Source organism: Pseudomonas sp. MWU13-2100, from assembly GCF_023242365.1.
Classification (GTDB): domain Bacteria; phylum Pseudomonadota; class Gammaproteobacteria; order Pseudomonadales; family Pseudomonadaceae; genus Aquipseudomonas.
Genome location: NZ_JALLIX010000025.1, coordinates 22,211 through 36,755, shown reverse-complemented (window position 1 = coordinate 36,755; position 14,545 = coordinate 22,211). Strand labels below are relative to the sequence as shown.

The following is a 14,545-nucleotide window of genomic DNA, read 5'->3' as shown; positions in this document are numbered from 1 at the left end:
ACGCTCGGAGAAAACGCCAACCCTTGTAGGAGCCGGCTTGCCGGCGATGGCGGCGGCAAGGACAACATCCTCACCAGTGGCAATCCAGCGCCAACAAAAGCTGCACAGGACCCGACACCATGACCGACTTCAACACCCTCGAACTGCAGATCGACCCCCGGGGCTTCGCCACCTTGTGGCTGAGCCGCGAAGAAAAGAACAACGCCTTCAACGCCGAGATGATCCGCGAGCTGATCCTCGCCCTGGACAAAGTCCAGGGCAACGCCGCCCTGCGTTTCCTGGTGCTGCGCGGCCGTGGCCGGCACTTCAGCGCCGGCGCCGACCTGGCCTGGATGCAGCAGTCGGCCCAACTCGACTACGCCACCAATCTCGACGACGCCCGCGAACTGGCCGAACTGATGTACAACCTGGCCAGGTTGAAAATCCCGACCCTGGCCGTGGTCCAGGGCGCGGCCTATGGCGGCGCCCTCGGTCTGGTCGGTGCCTGTGACATGGCCATCGGTAGCGACGATGCGCAGTTCTGCCTCTCGGAAGTGCGCATCGGCCTGGCCCCGGCGGTGATCAGCCCGTTCGTGGTCCAGGCCATCGGCGAGCGCGCCGCGCGCCGCTACGCCCTGACCGCCGAGCGCTTCAACGGTCTGCGGGCCCGCGAGCTGGGCCTGTTGTCCGAAACCTGTCCGGCCAGCGAACTGGAGCAGCAGGTCGAAGCCTGGACTGCCAATCTGTTGCTCAACAGCCCGCAAGCCATGCGCGTCAGCAAGGAACTGCTGCGCGAAATCGGCAGCGGTGAGCTCAGTCCGGCGCGGCGCCGCTATTGCGAAAACGCCATTGCCCGCATCCGCGTCAGTGCCGAAGGCCAGGAAGGCTTGCGGGCCTTCCTGCAAAAACGCCCGCCGAGCTGGCAAGCCGAGTCCACCGCCAAGGAGCCGCGCTGATGAACACGCCCGTGATCACTTCCATCCTGGTGGCCAATCGCGGCGAAATCGCCTGCCGGGTGATGCGCACCGCCAAGGCCCTGGGCCTGACCACCGTCGCCGTGCACAGCACCGTCGACCGTGACGCCCGGCATAGCCGTGAAGCCGATATCCGTGTCGACCTGGGGGGCAGCAAGGCCGCCGAGAGCTACCTGCAGATCGACAAGCTGATCACCGCCGCCCAGGCCAGCGGCGCCCAGGCGATCCACCCCGGTTACGGTTTCCTTTCGGAAAACGCCGGCTTTGCCCGGGCCATCGAGGCCGCCGGCCTGGTCTTCCTCGGCCCGCCCGCCAGCGCCATCGATGCCATGGGCAGCAAGTCCGCGGCCAAGGCCCTGATGGAAACCGCCGGAGTACCGCTGGTGCCGGGTTATCACGGCACCGCGCAGGACCTGGAGACCTTCCGCGCCGCCGCCGAGCGCATCGGCTACCCGGTACTGCTCAAGGCCACCGCCGGCGGTGGCGGCAAGGGCATGAAAGTGGTCGAGGACGTCAGCCAGCTAGCCGAAGCCCTGGCCTCGGCCCAGCGTGAAGCGCAATCGTCCTTCGGCGATTCGCGGATGCTGGTGGAGAAATACCTGCTCAAGCCGCGCCATGTGGAGATCCAGGTGTTCGCCGACCAGCACGGCCACTGCCTGTACCTCAACGAGCGCGACTGCTCGATCCAGCGCCGTCACCAGAAAGTCGTCGAGGAAGCCCCGGCGCCGGGGCTGAGCGCGGAACTGCGCCAGGCCATGGGCGAGGCAGCGGTGCGCGCGGCCCAGGCCATCGGTTATGTCGGTGCCGGCACCGTGGAGTTCCTGCTGGACGCCCGTGGCGACTTCTTCTTCATGGAGATGAACACCCGCCTGCAGGTCGAGCACCCGGTCACCGAAGCCATAACCGGCCTCGACCTGGTGGCCTGGCAGATTCGCGTGGCCTGCGGTGAAGTGCTGCCGATCACCCAGGCGCAGGTACCGCTGCACGGCCATGCCATCGAAGTGCGTCTGTATGCCGAAGACCCGGGCCATGATTTCCTGCCGGCCACCGGGTGCCTGGAGCTCTATCGCGAGTCGGCGCCGGGAGCCGGGCGCCGGGTTGACAGCGGCGTGGCCGAGGGCGACAGCGTCTCGCCGTTCTACGACCCGATGCTCGGCAAGCTGATCGCCTGGGGCGAGACCCGCGAGCAGGCGCGCCTGCGTTTGCTGGCGATGCTCGACGAGTTCGTGATTGGCGGGCTGAAAACCAACCTCGGCTTCCTCCGGCGGATCGTCGCCCATCCGGCGTTTGCCGCGGCAGAGCTGGATACCGGCTTTATTCCGCGCTATCAGGAAGACCTGCTGCCGCAGCCGGAGGCGCGGACCGATGAGTTCTGGCAGGCGGCCGCCCAGGCCTTCATGCAGGGCCAGGCCCCTGGCGTAAGGGCGGACGACCCGGCCTCACCCTGGGCCCAGGGCAACGGTTTTCGCAGCGGACTGCCAGCGCAAAGCGTGGTGCACCTGAGCTGCGACGGCGAGGACCGGGCCGTCGGCCTGACGCTGGACACCCGGTTTGAACTGCACGGGGAATACCTGTCGACGGAACAGGCCGGCGTTCGCCGTCGGCATCGGGTGATCCGCAGTGCCGACGGGCTCTACCTGGACTGGCAGGGCGAGTGCCACAAGATCACTCGCTTCGACCCGATTGCCGCCGTCGACAGCGGCCACGGCCATCAGGGTGGCCTGGGCGCGCCGATGAACGGCAGCATCGTGCGGGTGCTGGTGACGGTCGGGCAAAGCGTCGAGGCCGGGGCCCAGTTGGTGGTGCTGGAGGCGATGAAGATGGAACACAGCATCCGTGCGCCCCAGGCGGGCGTGATCAAGGCGCTGTATTGTCAGGAAGGCGAAATGGTCAGCGAAGGCAGCGCGTTGGTGGAACTGGAATCCTGACTGCAACCAAGCGTGTGTGTGAGCACGGCTTTTGTGGGAGCGGAGCTTGCCCGCGAAGAATGCGCTGCGGTGTATCAGGTGCACCGCGTCATGGTTCTTCGCGGGCAAGCTCCGCTCCCACAGGTGAACGCGTCACGAACGGAGCCGGCCTTCAGAATTTCGCGGTCGCCTGTACCACCACGCCAATCACGCAGCAATCCTCGGTGACCGGAATCTTCGGCCAGGTCGGGTTCAACGGCTTGAGGTAGGGTTGCCCGCCCTCCTCCATCCACTGACGGAAAATCGCCTCCTCGCCCTCGTGCAAACGGGCAACCACCAGGCTGCCGACCTCGACCTCCCGATCCGGGTCCACCAGCACCATCATGCCCTCGGGCACACTGGTGCCGGACGGCGCCGTCATCGCATCGCCCACCACCTGCAACCAGAACGCCGCCGGGGCGTAATGATCGGTCACTTCATAACGCCCGACGTACTCGCCCCGGGCCGAATCCTGCAACGTGGCGACCGCCTGCCAGTCGCTGACCGGGTAGCGAAACGCCGAGGTGATATCGTAGACCTGTTCGTCACGTTCTTCAGGGGCCTGGGCCGCCACCGTACGGTCACGAATCAACAGGACCACCTCCAGGTGCCCCAGGCCCAGCGCCTGGAGGACCTTGTTCATCATCACCAGATCAGGCTTGCGCCTTTTGTTCAGCCAATGACCAACGCCGCCCTGGGTGATGTCCAGGCGTTCGCCAAGTTTTTCCTGCGAAAGACGAAGCTCTTCGAGCTTGGCCTTCACCAATGCTATCCATTTATCCATGGACGGAACAATACGGACAGTACTTCGCCACTCAATACACAAAATGTATTGTTTGTGACGAGCAACGCAATACCAATAGTACTAACCTTCAAAGGCTGACTTGAACTTCCTCTGAAAGGCAGGCCCTTCATGACTTCCATCACGACAGATAGCCCTCGAACCGACTCGAAAAGCCCGCTCGCGTCCCTCAAGGATCGCGCCGCCGCCCAACGAGCACTCGACTATTATTTGAAACCAGGCGTTTCAAAAGCCCCTTGCGCGGCGAATACCAGCGATGAACCCCTCTACCAGAAGCTCTTTGCCGTACGCGACGACCTGGATATCGAGGAAGCCATGATCCAGGCCTCCGATCTGCTGCGTTGCGCGGCGGCGGCCGCCTACGAAGCCGCGAACGGAGCGAACCGCGACCTGGGTTGTTCGGTGGTGTACATGATCGACATGGCCAAGGCCTTGGTGGACCGCGTCGTGCAGATACAGACCGGCACGACGTGAACACGCCGCGGCCAGGCAACCACCGGCCCCGGGAGGGAATAGGAAAAATAATACCCGCGGGGAACGGGAAAAGACTTGACCGTTAAATGATAATGATTATTATTGCAGGCATCTGATCGCGAGATCAGTCGATAATCCCGGAGACCTCAGGTCGGACTCCTGGGTTATCCCCTCATCAGGCTAATCACGGTTTTTGACCCGGCTTTTTGCCGGGTCTTTTTTTGCACCCGATTTACTCACTGGCTTGGCTTCAGGCTAATGAAGACTGGTGCGCCGCCCTCTGGATGAACCGTCGTGATGACGGCGATGACAGCAAGGGAACATCCCCCAATAAAAGCTTCGGCCCCCTCTCCAGCCACCCCATGACCTCGCGCCTCGGCTAATATCTCATCGGGGTGTACAGTAGCAGCCACAAAAAGCCTCTCCGGGTACTCGTCCGTGGTTCTATCTCCTCTCAAAATCAGCAGCAACTTCGACAGCGGTAATATCCAGGCGCTGGACACCAGCAACCCGCACCACCTGCTCCTGGCCATCGAGCCGGATACCCGCAGCCAGCATTTCCAGTGGTTCCATTTCAAGGTTGAAGGCCTGCGAACGGGCGAGACCTATGCCTTCGAACTGAGCAATGCCAGCCAGTCCTCCTACAACAAGGCCTGGACCGGCTACCGCGCCGTCGCCTCCTACGATCACCAGAACTGGTTCCGTGTCGACACCCGTTTCGACGGTGAAAGCCTGCATATCAGCCTGGTGGCCGAACAGGCGCAAGTCTGGTTCGCCTACTTCGAACCCTACAGCCGCGAGCGCCATGACAGGCTGATCGAGCAGGCCCTGAGCCACGCCGGCACCGAACTGCTGGCCATCGGCAAAAGTGTCGAAGGCCGGGACATCCAGCTGCTGCGCAAAGGCAGTGGCGCCGAAGGCCGGCGCAAGATCTGGCTCATCGCCCAGCAGCATCCGGGCGAACATATGGCCGAATGGTTCATGGAAGGCGTGATCGAACGCCTGCAACAGCAGGACGACACCGAACTGCGCGACCTGCTGGCCCGCGCCGACCTGTACCTGGTGCCCAATATGAACCCGGACGGGGCCTTCCACGGGCATCTGCGCACCAACGCCATGGGCCAGGACCTCAACCGCGCCTGGCAGAACGCCAGCCAGGAAATCAGCCCCGAAGTCCTGTTCGTCCAGCAGCAGATGGCCCAGCATGGCGTCGATCTGTTCCTGGATATCCATGGCGACGAGGAAATCCCCTACATCTTCACCGCCGGCTGCGAAGGCAATCCCGGCTACACGCCGCGTATCGCCGAGCTGGAAAGCCGCTTTCGCAGTCATCTGAGCGCACTCACGGTGGATTTCCAGACCACCCATGGCTACGCCCGCAGCCTGCCCGGCCAGGCCAATATGACCCTGGCTTGCAACAGTGTCGGCCAGCGCTTCGACTGCCTGTCGCTGACCCTGGAAATGCCCTTCAAGGACAACGACGACGCCCCGGACCCGCGCACCGGCTGGTCCGGCCAGCGCTCGAAGCAACTGGGCAAGGACCTGCTCAGCAGCGTCGCGGCTATCGTCGAACAGTTGCGCTGAGACTGCACAGGGGCGTGCCGGGGCGGACATGACCATGGCCGACCGCAGGTTGTCGCCTTCGGTGGCGGGTGCTTGAGCCTGGATACCCGGCGCAAAGCCTGACCGAGCGGTTACAAAACCGGTCCCTGGCCTCGCCGCGCCGGACACGATGTGCAAGGATGTTGCCTTGCACAGCGCTGTCCGCCGGCCCGCCAAGGATTTTTCATGACTGCCCTCACCGTCCACGCCCCGGTCAAACCGGGACGCCTGGAACAGATGTCGACCCGTATCGCCTTCTTTATCGCCGGTTTCGGCGTGGCCGCCTGGGCGCCGTTGGTGCCCTATGCCAAGGCCCGCGCCGGGCTCGATGAAGGCACCCTGGGGCTGTTGCTGTTGTGCCTCGGGGTCGGTTCGATCATCGCCATGCCGGTGGCCGGCGCCCTGGCCTCGCGTTTCGGTTGTCGGCGGGTGCTGACTGTCGGTACCTTGCTGATCTGCCTCGCGCTGCCGCTGCTGGCCACGGTCAGTTCGCTGCCCTGGCTGGTGGCCGGCCTGTTTCTGTTCGGCGCCGGGCTCGGCGCGGTGGACTCCACCGCCAACCTGCAAGCGGTGATCGTCGAGCGCGCCAGCGGCAAGACCATGATGTCGGGTTTTCACGGGTTGTTCAGCCTCGGCGGGATCTCCGGCGCCGCCGGGGTCAGCGCGCTGCTGGGCCTGGGGCTGTCGCCCCTGGGGGCGATGGGCGTGGTGATCCTGTTCCTGCTGGCGGCACTGTTCAAGGCCGCCCCGCACCTGTTGCCCTACGGCAGTGAAAGCACCGGTCCCGCGTTTGCCGTGCCCCATGGGGTGGTGCTGTTTATCGGCCTGCTGTGTTTCGTGGTGTTCCTTGCCGAGGGTGCGATGCTCGACTGGAGCGCGGTGTTTCTCAGCGCCGAACGCCAGGTCGCGGACGCCTACGCCGGCCTCGGCTACGCGGCCTTTGCCCTGACCATGACGCTCGGGCGGCTGACCGGCGATGCTATTGTGCGCCGCCTGGGGGCACAGCGAGTGATCGTCTTCGGCGGACTCACCGCCGCGGCCGGCCTGAGCCTGGCCACGCTGGTGCCGGCCTGGGAGGCGGCGCTGATCGGTTATGCGCTGGTGGGCGCCGGCTGCTCGAATATCGTGCCGGTGCTGTACACCGCCGTGGGTAAACAGAGGGTCATGGCGGAAAGCATCGCCGTGCCGGCAATTACCACCCTGGGGTATGCGGGGATTCTGGCGGGACCAGCGGCGATCGGTTTTGTCGCCCATGCCAGTTCGTTGAACCTGGCCTTCCTGGTGATCGTGGGGATGCTGGTGGGGGTGGCGGTCAGCGGAAGGATTCTGCGGACCTGAAAAGGCGGCGCAGCCAAAAATGCCTTCGCGGGCAAGCTCCGCTCCCACATTGGTCCGGCATCGTGCACAACATGCTGGCCTGACTCAGAAAGACTGTGGGAGCGGCGCCGCCGGCGCTTCAGAGCGCGAAGCTGTCGATAATCGCCTGCTTGACCAGCTGCACCGCGCCATCCGTTTGCGCATGGGTGCGCCAGCCCAGCTCGATGGGATAGTGCGGCAGGTCGATGGGACAGGGGAGCATTTGAATATCACATAGCTGCGCGATCGCCCGGGCAGCATGGGTGGGCAAGGTCGCCACCGCCGACGAGCCCTTCAGCAGGAAAGGCAATGCGGCGAAATGCGTGGTGGCGGTGACAACCTTGCGGCTCAGCCCCCGGGCCGCCAGACCCTCGTCGACGATGCCGATAAAGCCCCCGGATGAAATCAGGATGTGCTCGCGGGCCACATAGTCCTCCAGATCGAAGACGCTCCTGTCGTCCAGGCTGGCGCGATCCACCAGGCAGGCATAACCGCCCTCCCCGAGCAGATGCCGACCCAGCAGCCGATTGGGGATGCCGCCAGCGGTAATGGTCAGATCGAACTGGCACTCCATCAAGGCATCGACCGCGATCTGACTGTGGGTCTGGCGAAAGATCAGCCGCAGGTTTTTCGCCCGTTGCGCCATGGTTTCGATCAACTGGCGAGCGAGGGCAATTTCAAAGTCGTCGGACAGGCCGATGGTCACCGAGCGCCCCTCATAGCTGGCCAGGGTCGGCTGGACCAGGGAAAAACTCTGGCGACATTTGTTCAAGGCATCGGAGATCACCGGCTTGAGCTGGTTGGCGATCAGGGTTGGCGACAGGCCCCGGCCGGTACGCACGAAAAGTTGATCGCCATACATCGCGCGCAGGCGATTCAAGGCGGCGCTGACCGCGGACTGGGTCAGCCCGAGCTGCAACGCCGCGCGACTGGCGCTGCCCTCGTCATGCAGGGCCTCGAAGACCTTGAGCAGATTGAGATCGGTGCTGTTGATATTCATCCGGTTGGTACTGCCTGCAAATGAAGGCGCCTAGATTAATACATTATCGGTGCCCATCATCCCCTGGGTGTCGCGACCATCACCAACCCGTCCTTGGCATAGGTTTTCGTCCATTGATTCACACAAGGCCGTGTATGCAGGCAGTTGCTGCACTCGCAGGTCCAGAAGTCCAACAGGACCACTTTACCGACCCTGGCGAATGTTGCCCGGATTCGCCCCGCCAGCCGCGAGGTGCGCCCAGGTCAGTCCTTTTTGGAATGATCCCTGGACCTTAATTCGTTTGAACCCGCCCCCCACCAGCCGCAGAATCCAGCCCAAGTCCAGCCATCCCGATTTTGCGGAGTACCACCCCCATGAGCACCGCTGTCTTCGCCCACCCCGACGAAATCCGCGCGAATTTTTCCCGTGCCATGTCGCAGATGTACAAGACCGAAGTGCCGCTGTACGGCGCGCTGATGGAGTTGGTCGCACAGATCAACGAGCAGGTGCTGAGCCACAACGCCCAGGTGGCCGAAAGCCTGAGGCAGACCGGGGAGATCCGCCGCCTGGACATGGAGCGCCACGGCGCCATTCGTGTCGGCACGGCGGCGGAACTGGCGACCCTGTGCCGGCTGTTCGCGGTGATGGGCATGGAACCGGTGGGTTATTACGACCTCACCCCGGCGGGCGTGCCGGTGCATTCCACGGCTTTTCGCGCGGTGCATGAAACGGCCTTGCAGGTCAGCCCGTTCCGCGTCTTCACCTCGCTGTTGCGCCTGGAACTGATCGAGGAAGACGGACTGCGGGAATTCGCCGAGTGGATCCTCAGCCGGCGCAATATCTTCACCCCGCGCACCCTCGAGCTGATCGAAAAGGCCGAAATGAATGGTGGCCTCGACTGCGCCGATGCCGCCGAGTTCGTCCAGCAGGCCCTGGAAACCTTCCGTTGGCACAACAGCGCGACGGTGTCGCTGGCCGAATACAAGAAGCTCAACGCCCAGCATCGCCTGATCGCCGACGTGGTGGCATTCAAGGGACCGCATATCAATCACCTGACCCCACGCACCCTTGACATCGATGCGGTGCAGGCGGCCATGCCAGGCAAAGGCATCACCCCCAAGGCGGTGATCGAAGGCCCGCCCCGCCGCGAATGCCCGATCCTGTTGCGCCAGACCAGCTTCAAGGCGCTGGAGGAAGCCATCACCTTCATCGGCCAGGACGCCGGCGAAACCGGCAGCCACTCGGCCCGTTTCGGCGAAATCGAACAACGCGGCGCGGCGCTGACGCCCAAGGGACGGGCGCTCTACGACCGCTTGCTGAATGCCGCCCGCGAGGAGCTCGGCGACTTTCCCAGCGAGGCCAATGCCGCGCGTTATGAGCAGATCATGGAGAACACCTTCAAGGCCTTCCCCGACAACTACAGCGAGATGCGCAAGCAGGGTTTGGCGTACTTCCGCTACTTCCCGACCGAGAAAGGCATCGCCGCGCGCAGCAGCGAATTGCCATTGCGGGAACTGGAAGCCTTGATCGCCGCCGGCCAGGTGAGTTTCGAACCGTTGGTGTATGAGGACTTCCTGCCGGTCAGCGCGGCCGGGATCTTCCAGTCGAACCTGGGGGACGACGCGCAAGCACATTATGCCGGCAACGCCAACCGGGAGCAGTTCCACCAGGCGCTGGGCCGTGAAACCATCGATGAATTGCAACTGTATGCCGCAACGCAGCGGCGTTCGCTGCTGGCGTGTTCGACCCGGTTGAATATCGCGCCGCTGGTCTGAGACACTGTTGCGAACGCTGCATAACCTTGTAGGAGCCGAGCGGCTTCTCGGTCTTCCCTCGATGATCAGTCGAGAATTATCGCGCCTGCTCGGCCATCAACCCGTTCAACGCCACCACCAACGGCGCCCGCACCGACGCCCGCAGCCAGACAATCCCCAGGGTGCGAAACAACCTCGGCCCCGGGACTTCCCAGCGGCGCACGCCTTGCGCCTCGTGATTGGCCGCCGGCCGATCCGGCACCAGCGCCACCCCCAGCCCCTCGGCGACAAACTTGACGATGATGTCGATGCCATCCAGCTCGAACTGGGACTTGGGCTTGAGGCCATGCCCCTGCAGATAGGCCTCCACCAGCTTGCCGCCGACCACTTTGCGGCTGAAGCGGATAAAAGGCTCTTCGACGATGGTTGCCAGCACATCCTCGACCTGCAGCGTCGCCGGGGTGATCAGCACCAACGGCTCCTCCACCAGCGCCAGCCACTCGCAACTCTTGGGCAGCGCGAACAACGGGTGCACGATCAACGCCGCATCCAGGTCGCCGCTCACCACCTGCTCCAGCAATTCCTGGGAGTTGCCGGGCTCGATATAGATCTCGATCTCGGGGTAACGCCGACGCCACTCATGCAGCGCCGGCGGCAGCAATTGCATCAAGGCATATTGGGTCGCCCCCAACCGCAAGGGCCCGACCGGCAGCACGCCACTGCAGGCACTGGCCCGCAGGTCGCGGGCTTCGCGGACAATCAACCGCGCCCGCTCGATAATCCGATGGGCCGCCGCGGTCGGCTTCACGGTAGGGCCGCTGCGCCTGAGCAAAGCGGTGTCGAGCTGTTTTTCCAGGGCCTTGATCTGCTGGGCCACGGTGGTCGGCGCCAGGTCCAACTGGCGCGCCGCCGCGGCGATGGAGCCGCAGTCGATCACCGCCAGGAAGGTTTCGAGAAATTGAGTGTCCATCCACGGATTTTACGTTGTTCAACACCATGAACAAGCGCTTTTCAAGGGTCGTGGAAAACCGCAGATTAGACCTTTGCCCACCCAGGAGCACGACATGACTTCACAGTCCATTCAACTGGCCGATATCGAACAGGCCGCCCTTCGTATCCAGGGGCAGGCCGTGGAAACGCCCTTGCTGGAATTCCACAGCCTGAATGAACACTGCCAGGGCCGAGTGCTGGTCAAGCCGGAAGTACTGCAAAGAACCGGCTCGTTCAAGTTCCGTGGCGCCTACAACGCCCTCGCCAGTCTCAGTTGCGAAGAACGCGCCCGGGGCGTGCTGGCCTTCTCCTCCGGCAACCACGCCCAGGGCGTGGCCTGCGCGGCCAAGCTGTCAGGCATGCGGGCGACGATCCTGATGCCCAGGGATGCTCCCGCCTTGAAGATCCGCCGCACCCGCGAATATGGCGCGCAAGTGGTACTGTTCGACCGCGAGACCGAAGACCGCGAGGCCATCGCCGCGACGCTGATCGCCGAAAGCGGCGCAGTGCTGATCAAGCCCTACGACGACCCGCGGGTAATGGCCGGCCAGGGTACCCTGGGACTGGAAATCGCCCGTCAGGCCGAGGCGCTGGGCCTGCGTCCCGACGTGGCCCTGGTACCCTGCGGCGGCGGCGGCCTGATTGCCGGGGTCAGCGTGGCGTTGCACAGTCGGTTTCCCGAGATTGCGCTGTATGCGGTGGAACCGGAGGGCTTCGACGATACCGGTCGCTCGCTGGCCGCGGGCAGCCGGCAAAGTATCGCGCCGGGCGGCCATTCGATCTGCGATGCGATTCTGACCGCCACACCGGGCGAGTTGACCTTCGAGATCAATCGCCGGCTGCTACGCGGCGCGCTGACGGTGACCGATGCCGAGGTCCGCTTCGCCCTGAGATGGGCCTTCGAAAACCTCAAGCTGGTGGTCGAACCGGGTGGCGTGGTCGGCCTGGCGGCGCTGCTGGCCGGGCGCATCGCGCTGGAAGGCCGCTGCGCGGTAGTGGTCTTGTCGGGGGGCAACGCCGACCCGGCCCTGTTCGCCAATGCACTGCTGACGGATGATTGAACGGCGCCGCTGCTGGAGTGACAGTTTGCGCACTGGGCTGGATGGGTCAGGCCTTCCCCTCCAGCGCCTGCAAGCGCCGGTACAATGTGCGTTCGCTCATACCCAGGGTTTTCGCCAGCTCGCTGCGCGAGCCGTCGAACATCGCCAGGGCGTGGGCCAACTGCTCCAATTCGTTGCGCCCACGCCGCCGCTGCGGTGTCACCTGCACTGTTTCACGGCGCAGTTCGGCGGGCAGGTCGGCCACTCGGATCACCCCATCGTCGGTAAACAGCCGTGCCCGCTCCAGCACATTGCGCAGTTCGCGGATATTGCCCGGCCAGTCATGCAACCCCAGGGCCTTCATTGCCGGCGGGTCGATACGCGGCACCGCGGTCGGCGCCAGGCGTTGCAACAGGCTGTCGATCAGCAACGGCAGGTCGTCGCCGCGCTCGCGCAAGGCCGGCAGGCGAATCGGAAAGGCGCTGATGCGGTAGAACAGGTCCTGGCGAAAACTGCCGGCCGCGACCATGTCCTTGAGCGGCTTGTGGGTCGCACATACCAGGCGGAAGTCCGAGTGCACGGTGCGCAGGCTGCCCACCGGGCGAAAGCTGCCGGACTCGATCAGGCGCAGCAGCTTGACCTGCATCGCCAGCGGCACCTCGCCGATCTCGTCGAGAAACAGCGTGCCGCCGTGGGCCGCCTCGGCCAGGCCGATCTTGCGCTGCAAGGCGCCGGTGAAGGCGCCCTTTTCATAACCGAAGAGTTCGCTCTCCAGCAGGGTTTCGGTCAGGCCGGTACAGTCGACCACCACCAGCGGCCCGCCGGCCCGTGGACTGCCCTCGTGCAGCGCGCGGGCAAAGAGTTCCTTGCCGGTGCCGGACTCGCCTTGCAGCAACACCGGAATCGGCGACGGCGCCGCCCGTTGCAAGGCACTCAACGCTTCCTTGAACGGCGCCGAGCGACCGACCAGGCCCTGATGCTGCGGCTGGACCGAGGCTGCGGTGACGGTGTTCAAGCGTTCGACATAACCGACCACTTCGCCCTGACCGTCGAGTAACGGACGCAGTTCCACATCGACGTGCTCGGGGCCACGGGGCGTGTGGTGAATATGCAGGACCCGCTCGGGCAGGCGGCTTTCGTGGGCCTTGCGCATGGGGCAATGCTCACCGGCCTGGTCGCAGGGCACCGCGAACTGATGGGAGACCCGAAAGCATTTCGCGCCGACATGGGGACGGCCCTCCACCCCGAACTGCCGCTGGTAAGCGGTGTTGGCGGCGACGATATTGTAGTCGGTGTCGAGGACGATGGTCGGCTGGAGGTCATGCTCCAGGTACGACACCAGGGCCCGCATATCGGGCCGGGCAAGGTCAGAGGCAAGGATGGTCATGGCAACTCCCGGGTGGAGGCAGGAGTTTAATGCATGCCGATGCTTTCTGCCATTGACTGCCACGAACCGCCAAAATAACCGCCATTTTATCTGGCAGACTGCTACGAATCATAAAACTTCGGCGAATGCGTTGACATAAATCAGTAATAACGATCAAACAGCAAATTTTCAGCCTGGCATGCTTATTGAATTCTCTGACAGACAGGTACGGGATATTAAATGCGTCACCTGACCTGCAGGAGCAGAGCTTGCTCGCGAAGGGGCCTTCGATAACGCCAAAAGCTTCATCGGAACGCCGCCCGGACCAGGCCCTGCTCCTGCAGGACCGTGTGAGCCCCATACCCGCCGACGACATCCGGAGTACACAATGACCTTTGGCGACAAGTTAGCCGTAGAAGCCTTTTTCGACCCCGACACCTGGACCATCAGCTACCTGGTGCTGGACACCAGCACCCGCCGCTGCGCGTTGATCGACAGCGTGCTCGACTACGACCCCAAATCCGGACGCACCCGCACCACCTCGGCCGACCGATTGATCGCCAGGGTCCACGAACTGGACGCCCGGGTGGAGTGGATCCTGGAAACCCACGTACACGCCGACCACCTCTCGGCGGCGGCCTACCTGAAGGAACAGCTGGGCGCCAAGGTCGCCATCGGCAGCCATATCACCGTGGTCCAGCAGGTGTTCGGCGAACTCTTCCATGCCGGCAGCGACTTCCACCGCGACGGCAGCCAGTTCGATGTACTGCTCGGCGACAATGCCGAGTTCAGCATCGGCACCTTGAAAGCCCGGGCCCTGCACACGCCAGGACATACCCCGGCGTGCATGAGCTACCTGATCGAGTCCGGCGGCGAACTCGTCGCCTTTGTCGGCGACACCCTGTTCATGCCCGACTACGGCACCGCCCGCTGCGACTTCCCCGGCGCCGATGCGCGCACCCTCTATCGCTCGATCCGCCAACTGCTGGCGCTGCCCGCGCAGACCCGGCTGTTCATGTGCCACGACTACCTGCCCGGCGGTCGCGAACTGCGCTACATGACCACCGTCGCCGAACAGCGCGCGAACAATATCCATATCCATGAGGGCATCGACGAAGACACCTTCGTCAGCATGCGCGAGGCCCGCGATGCCACCCTCGACATGCCGGTACTGATGCTGCCGGCGGTGCAGGTCAATATGCGCAGCGGCCAGTTGCCCGAGCCGGAAGCCAACGGCGTGCGCTACCTGAAAATCCCGCTCAATGCCCTCTGAACCAGGACTC

General features: G+C 64.1%; 12 protein-coding genes. 8 read left to right on the top strand and 4 right to left on the bottom strand.

Features of this window, described 5'->3' with window-relative positions:
- Positions 1-119: 119 nt before the first annotated feature.
- Entirely contained in the window at positions 120-935 is an 816-nt protein-coding gene (locus M5B99_RS18005; protein WP_248805303.1) for a gamma-carboxygeranoyl-CoA hydratase, read from the top strand.
- Positions 935-2,881 carry an acetyl/propionyl/methylcrotonyl-CoA carboxylase subunit alpha gene (locus M5B99_RS18000; protein WP_248805302.1) on the top strand — a complete coding sequence of 649 codons (1,947 nt, stop codon included), beginning with the start codon at positions 935-937 and terminating at the stop codon, positions 2,879-2,881. Before M5B99_RS18005 ends, M5B99_RS18000 begins: the two co-directional genes overlap by 1 nt.
- A 151-nt stretch (positions 2,882-3,032) precedes the next feature.
- Here M5B99_RS18000 and M5B99_RS17995 read toward each other — a convergent pair whose 3' ends face one another.
- On the bottom strand, positions 3,033-3,683 hold the full coding sequence (locus M5B99_RS17995; RefSeq protein WP_248805301.1) for a LexA family protein: 651 nt from the start codon (positions 3,681-3,683) through the stop codon (positions 3,033-3,035).
- Positions 3,684-3,812: 129 nt separating this feature from the next.
- Here M5B99_RS17995 and M5B99_RS17990 point away from each other — a divergent pair, with 129 nt between their 5' ends.
- The 3 genes from M5B99_RS17990 to M5B99_RS17980 all read left to right on the top strand — a co-directional run bounded on the left by M5B99_RS17990 (position 3,813) and on the right by M5B99_RS17980 (position 7,115).
- Positions 3,813-4,175, top strand: coding sequence for a DUF6124 family protein (locus tag M5B99_RS17990; protein WP_248805300.1), 363 nt, complete (start codon positions 3,813-3,815; stop codon positions 4,173-4,175).
- Between the two features lie 438 nt (positions 4,176-4,613).
- Positions 4,614-5,759: a M14-type cytosolic carboxypeptidase gene (locus M5B99_RS17985; RefSeq protein WP_248805299.1), complete on the top strand. Its 1,146-nt coding sequence runs from the start codon at positions 4,614-4,616 to the stop codon at positions 5,757-5,759.
- Between the two features lie 204 nt (positions 5,760-5,963).
- The gene (locus tag M5B99_RS17980) at positions 5,964-7,115 is read left to right on the top strand and encodes an MFS transporter (protein WP_248805298.1); all 1,152 of its coding nucleotides are present in this window, start codon (positions 5,964-5,966) and stop codon (positions 7,113-7,115) included.
- A gap of 118 nt (positions 7,116-7,233) precedes the next feature.
- On the opposite strand, the gene M5B99_RS17975 is transcribed toward M5B99_RS17980, so the two are convergent.
- Positions 7,234-8,133, bottom strand: a complete 900-nt coding sequence (locus M5B99_RS17975; protein ID WP_248805297.1) for a LysR family transcriptional regulator — start codon at positions 8,131-8,133, stop codon at positions 7,234-7,236.
- Between the two features lie 353 nt (positions 8,134-8,486).
- On the opposite strand from M5B99_RS17975, the gene M5B99_RS17965 reads away from it, so the two are divergent.
- Positions 8,487-9,887 (top strand): VOC family protein, encoded by a 1,401-nt coding sequence (locus M5B99_RS17965; protein ID WP_248805296.1) that lies wholly within the window; start codon positions 8,487-8,489, stop codon positions 9,885-9,887.
- Positions 9,888-9,963: 76 nt separating this feature from the next.
- On the opposite strand, the gene M5B99_RS17960 is transcribed toward M5B99_RS17965, so the two are convergent.
- A complete protein-coding gene (locus M5B99_RS17960; protein WP_248805295.1) occupies positions 9,964-10,836 on the bottom strand; it encodes a LysR family transcriptional regulator in 873 nt (290 codons plus the stop codon).
- Positions 10,837-10,930: 94 nt separating this feature from the next.
- On the opposite strand from M5B99_RS17960, the gene M5B99_RS17955 reads away from it, so the two are divergent.
- The gene (locus tag M5B99_RS17955) at positions 10,931-11,917 is read left to right on the top strand and encodes a threonine/serine dehydratase (protein WP_248805294.1); all 987 of its coding nucleotides are present in this window, start codon (positions 10,931-10,933) and stop codon (positions 11,915-11,917) included.
- 46 nt (positions 11,918-11,963) lie between these two features.
- Here M5B99_RS17955 and M5B99_RS17950 read toward each other — a convergent pair whose 3' ends face one another.
- Positions 11,964-13,283 (bottom strand): sigma-54 interaction domain-containing protein, encoded by a 1,320-nt coding sequence (locus M5B99_RS17950; protein ID WP_248805293.1) that lies wholly within the window; start codon positions 13,281-13,283, stop codon positions 11,964-11,966.
- A gap of 367 nt (positions 13,284-13,650) precedes the next feature.
- Between M5B99_RS17950 and M5B99_RS17945 the strand changes: the two genes are divergently transcribed.
- Positions 13,651-14,535, top strand: coding sequence for an MBL fold metallo-hydrolase (locus tag M5B99_RS17945; RefSeq protein ID WP_248805292.1), 885 nt, complete (start codon positions 13,651-13,653; stop codon positions 14,533-14,535).
- Positions 14,536-14,545: the final 10 nt, after the last annotated feature.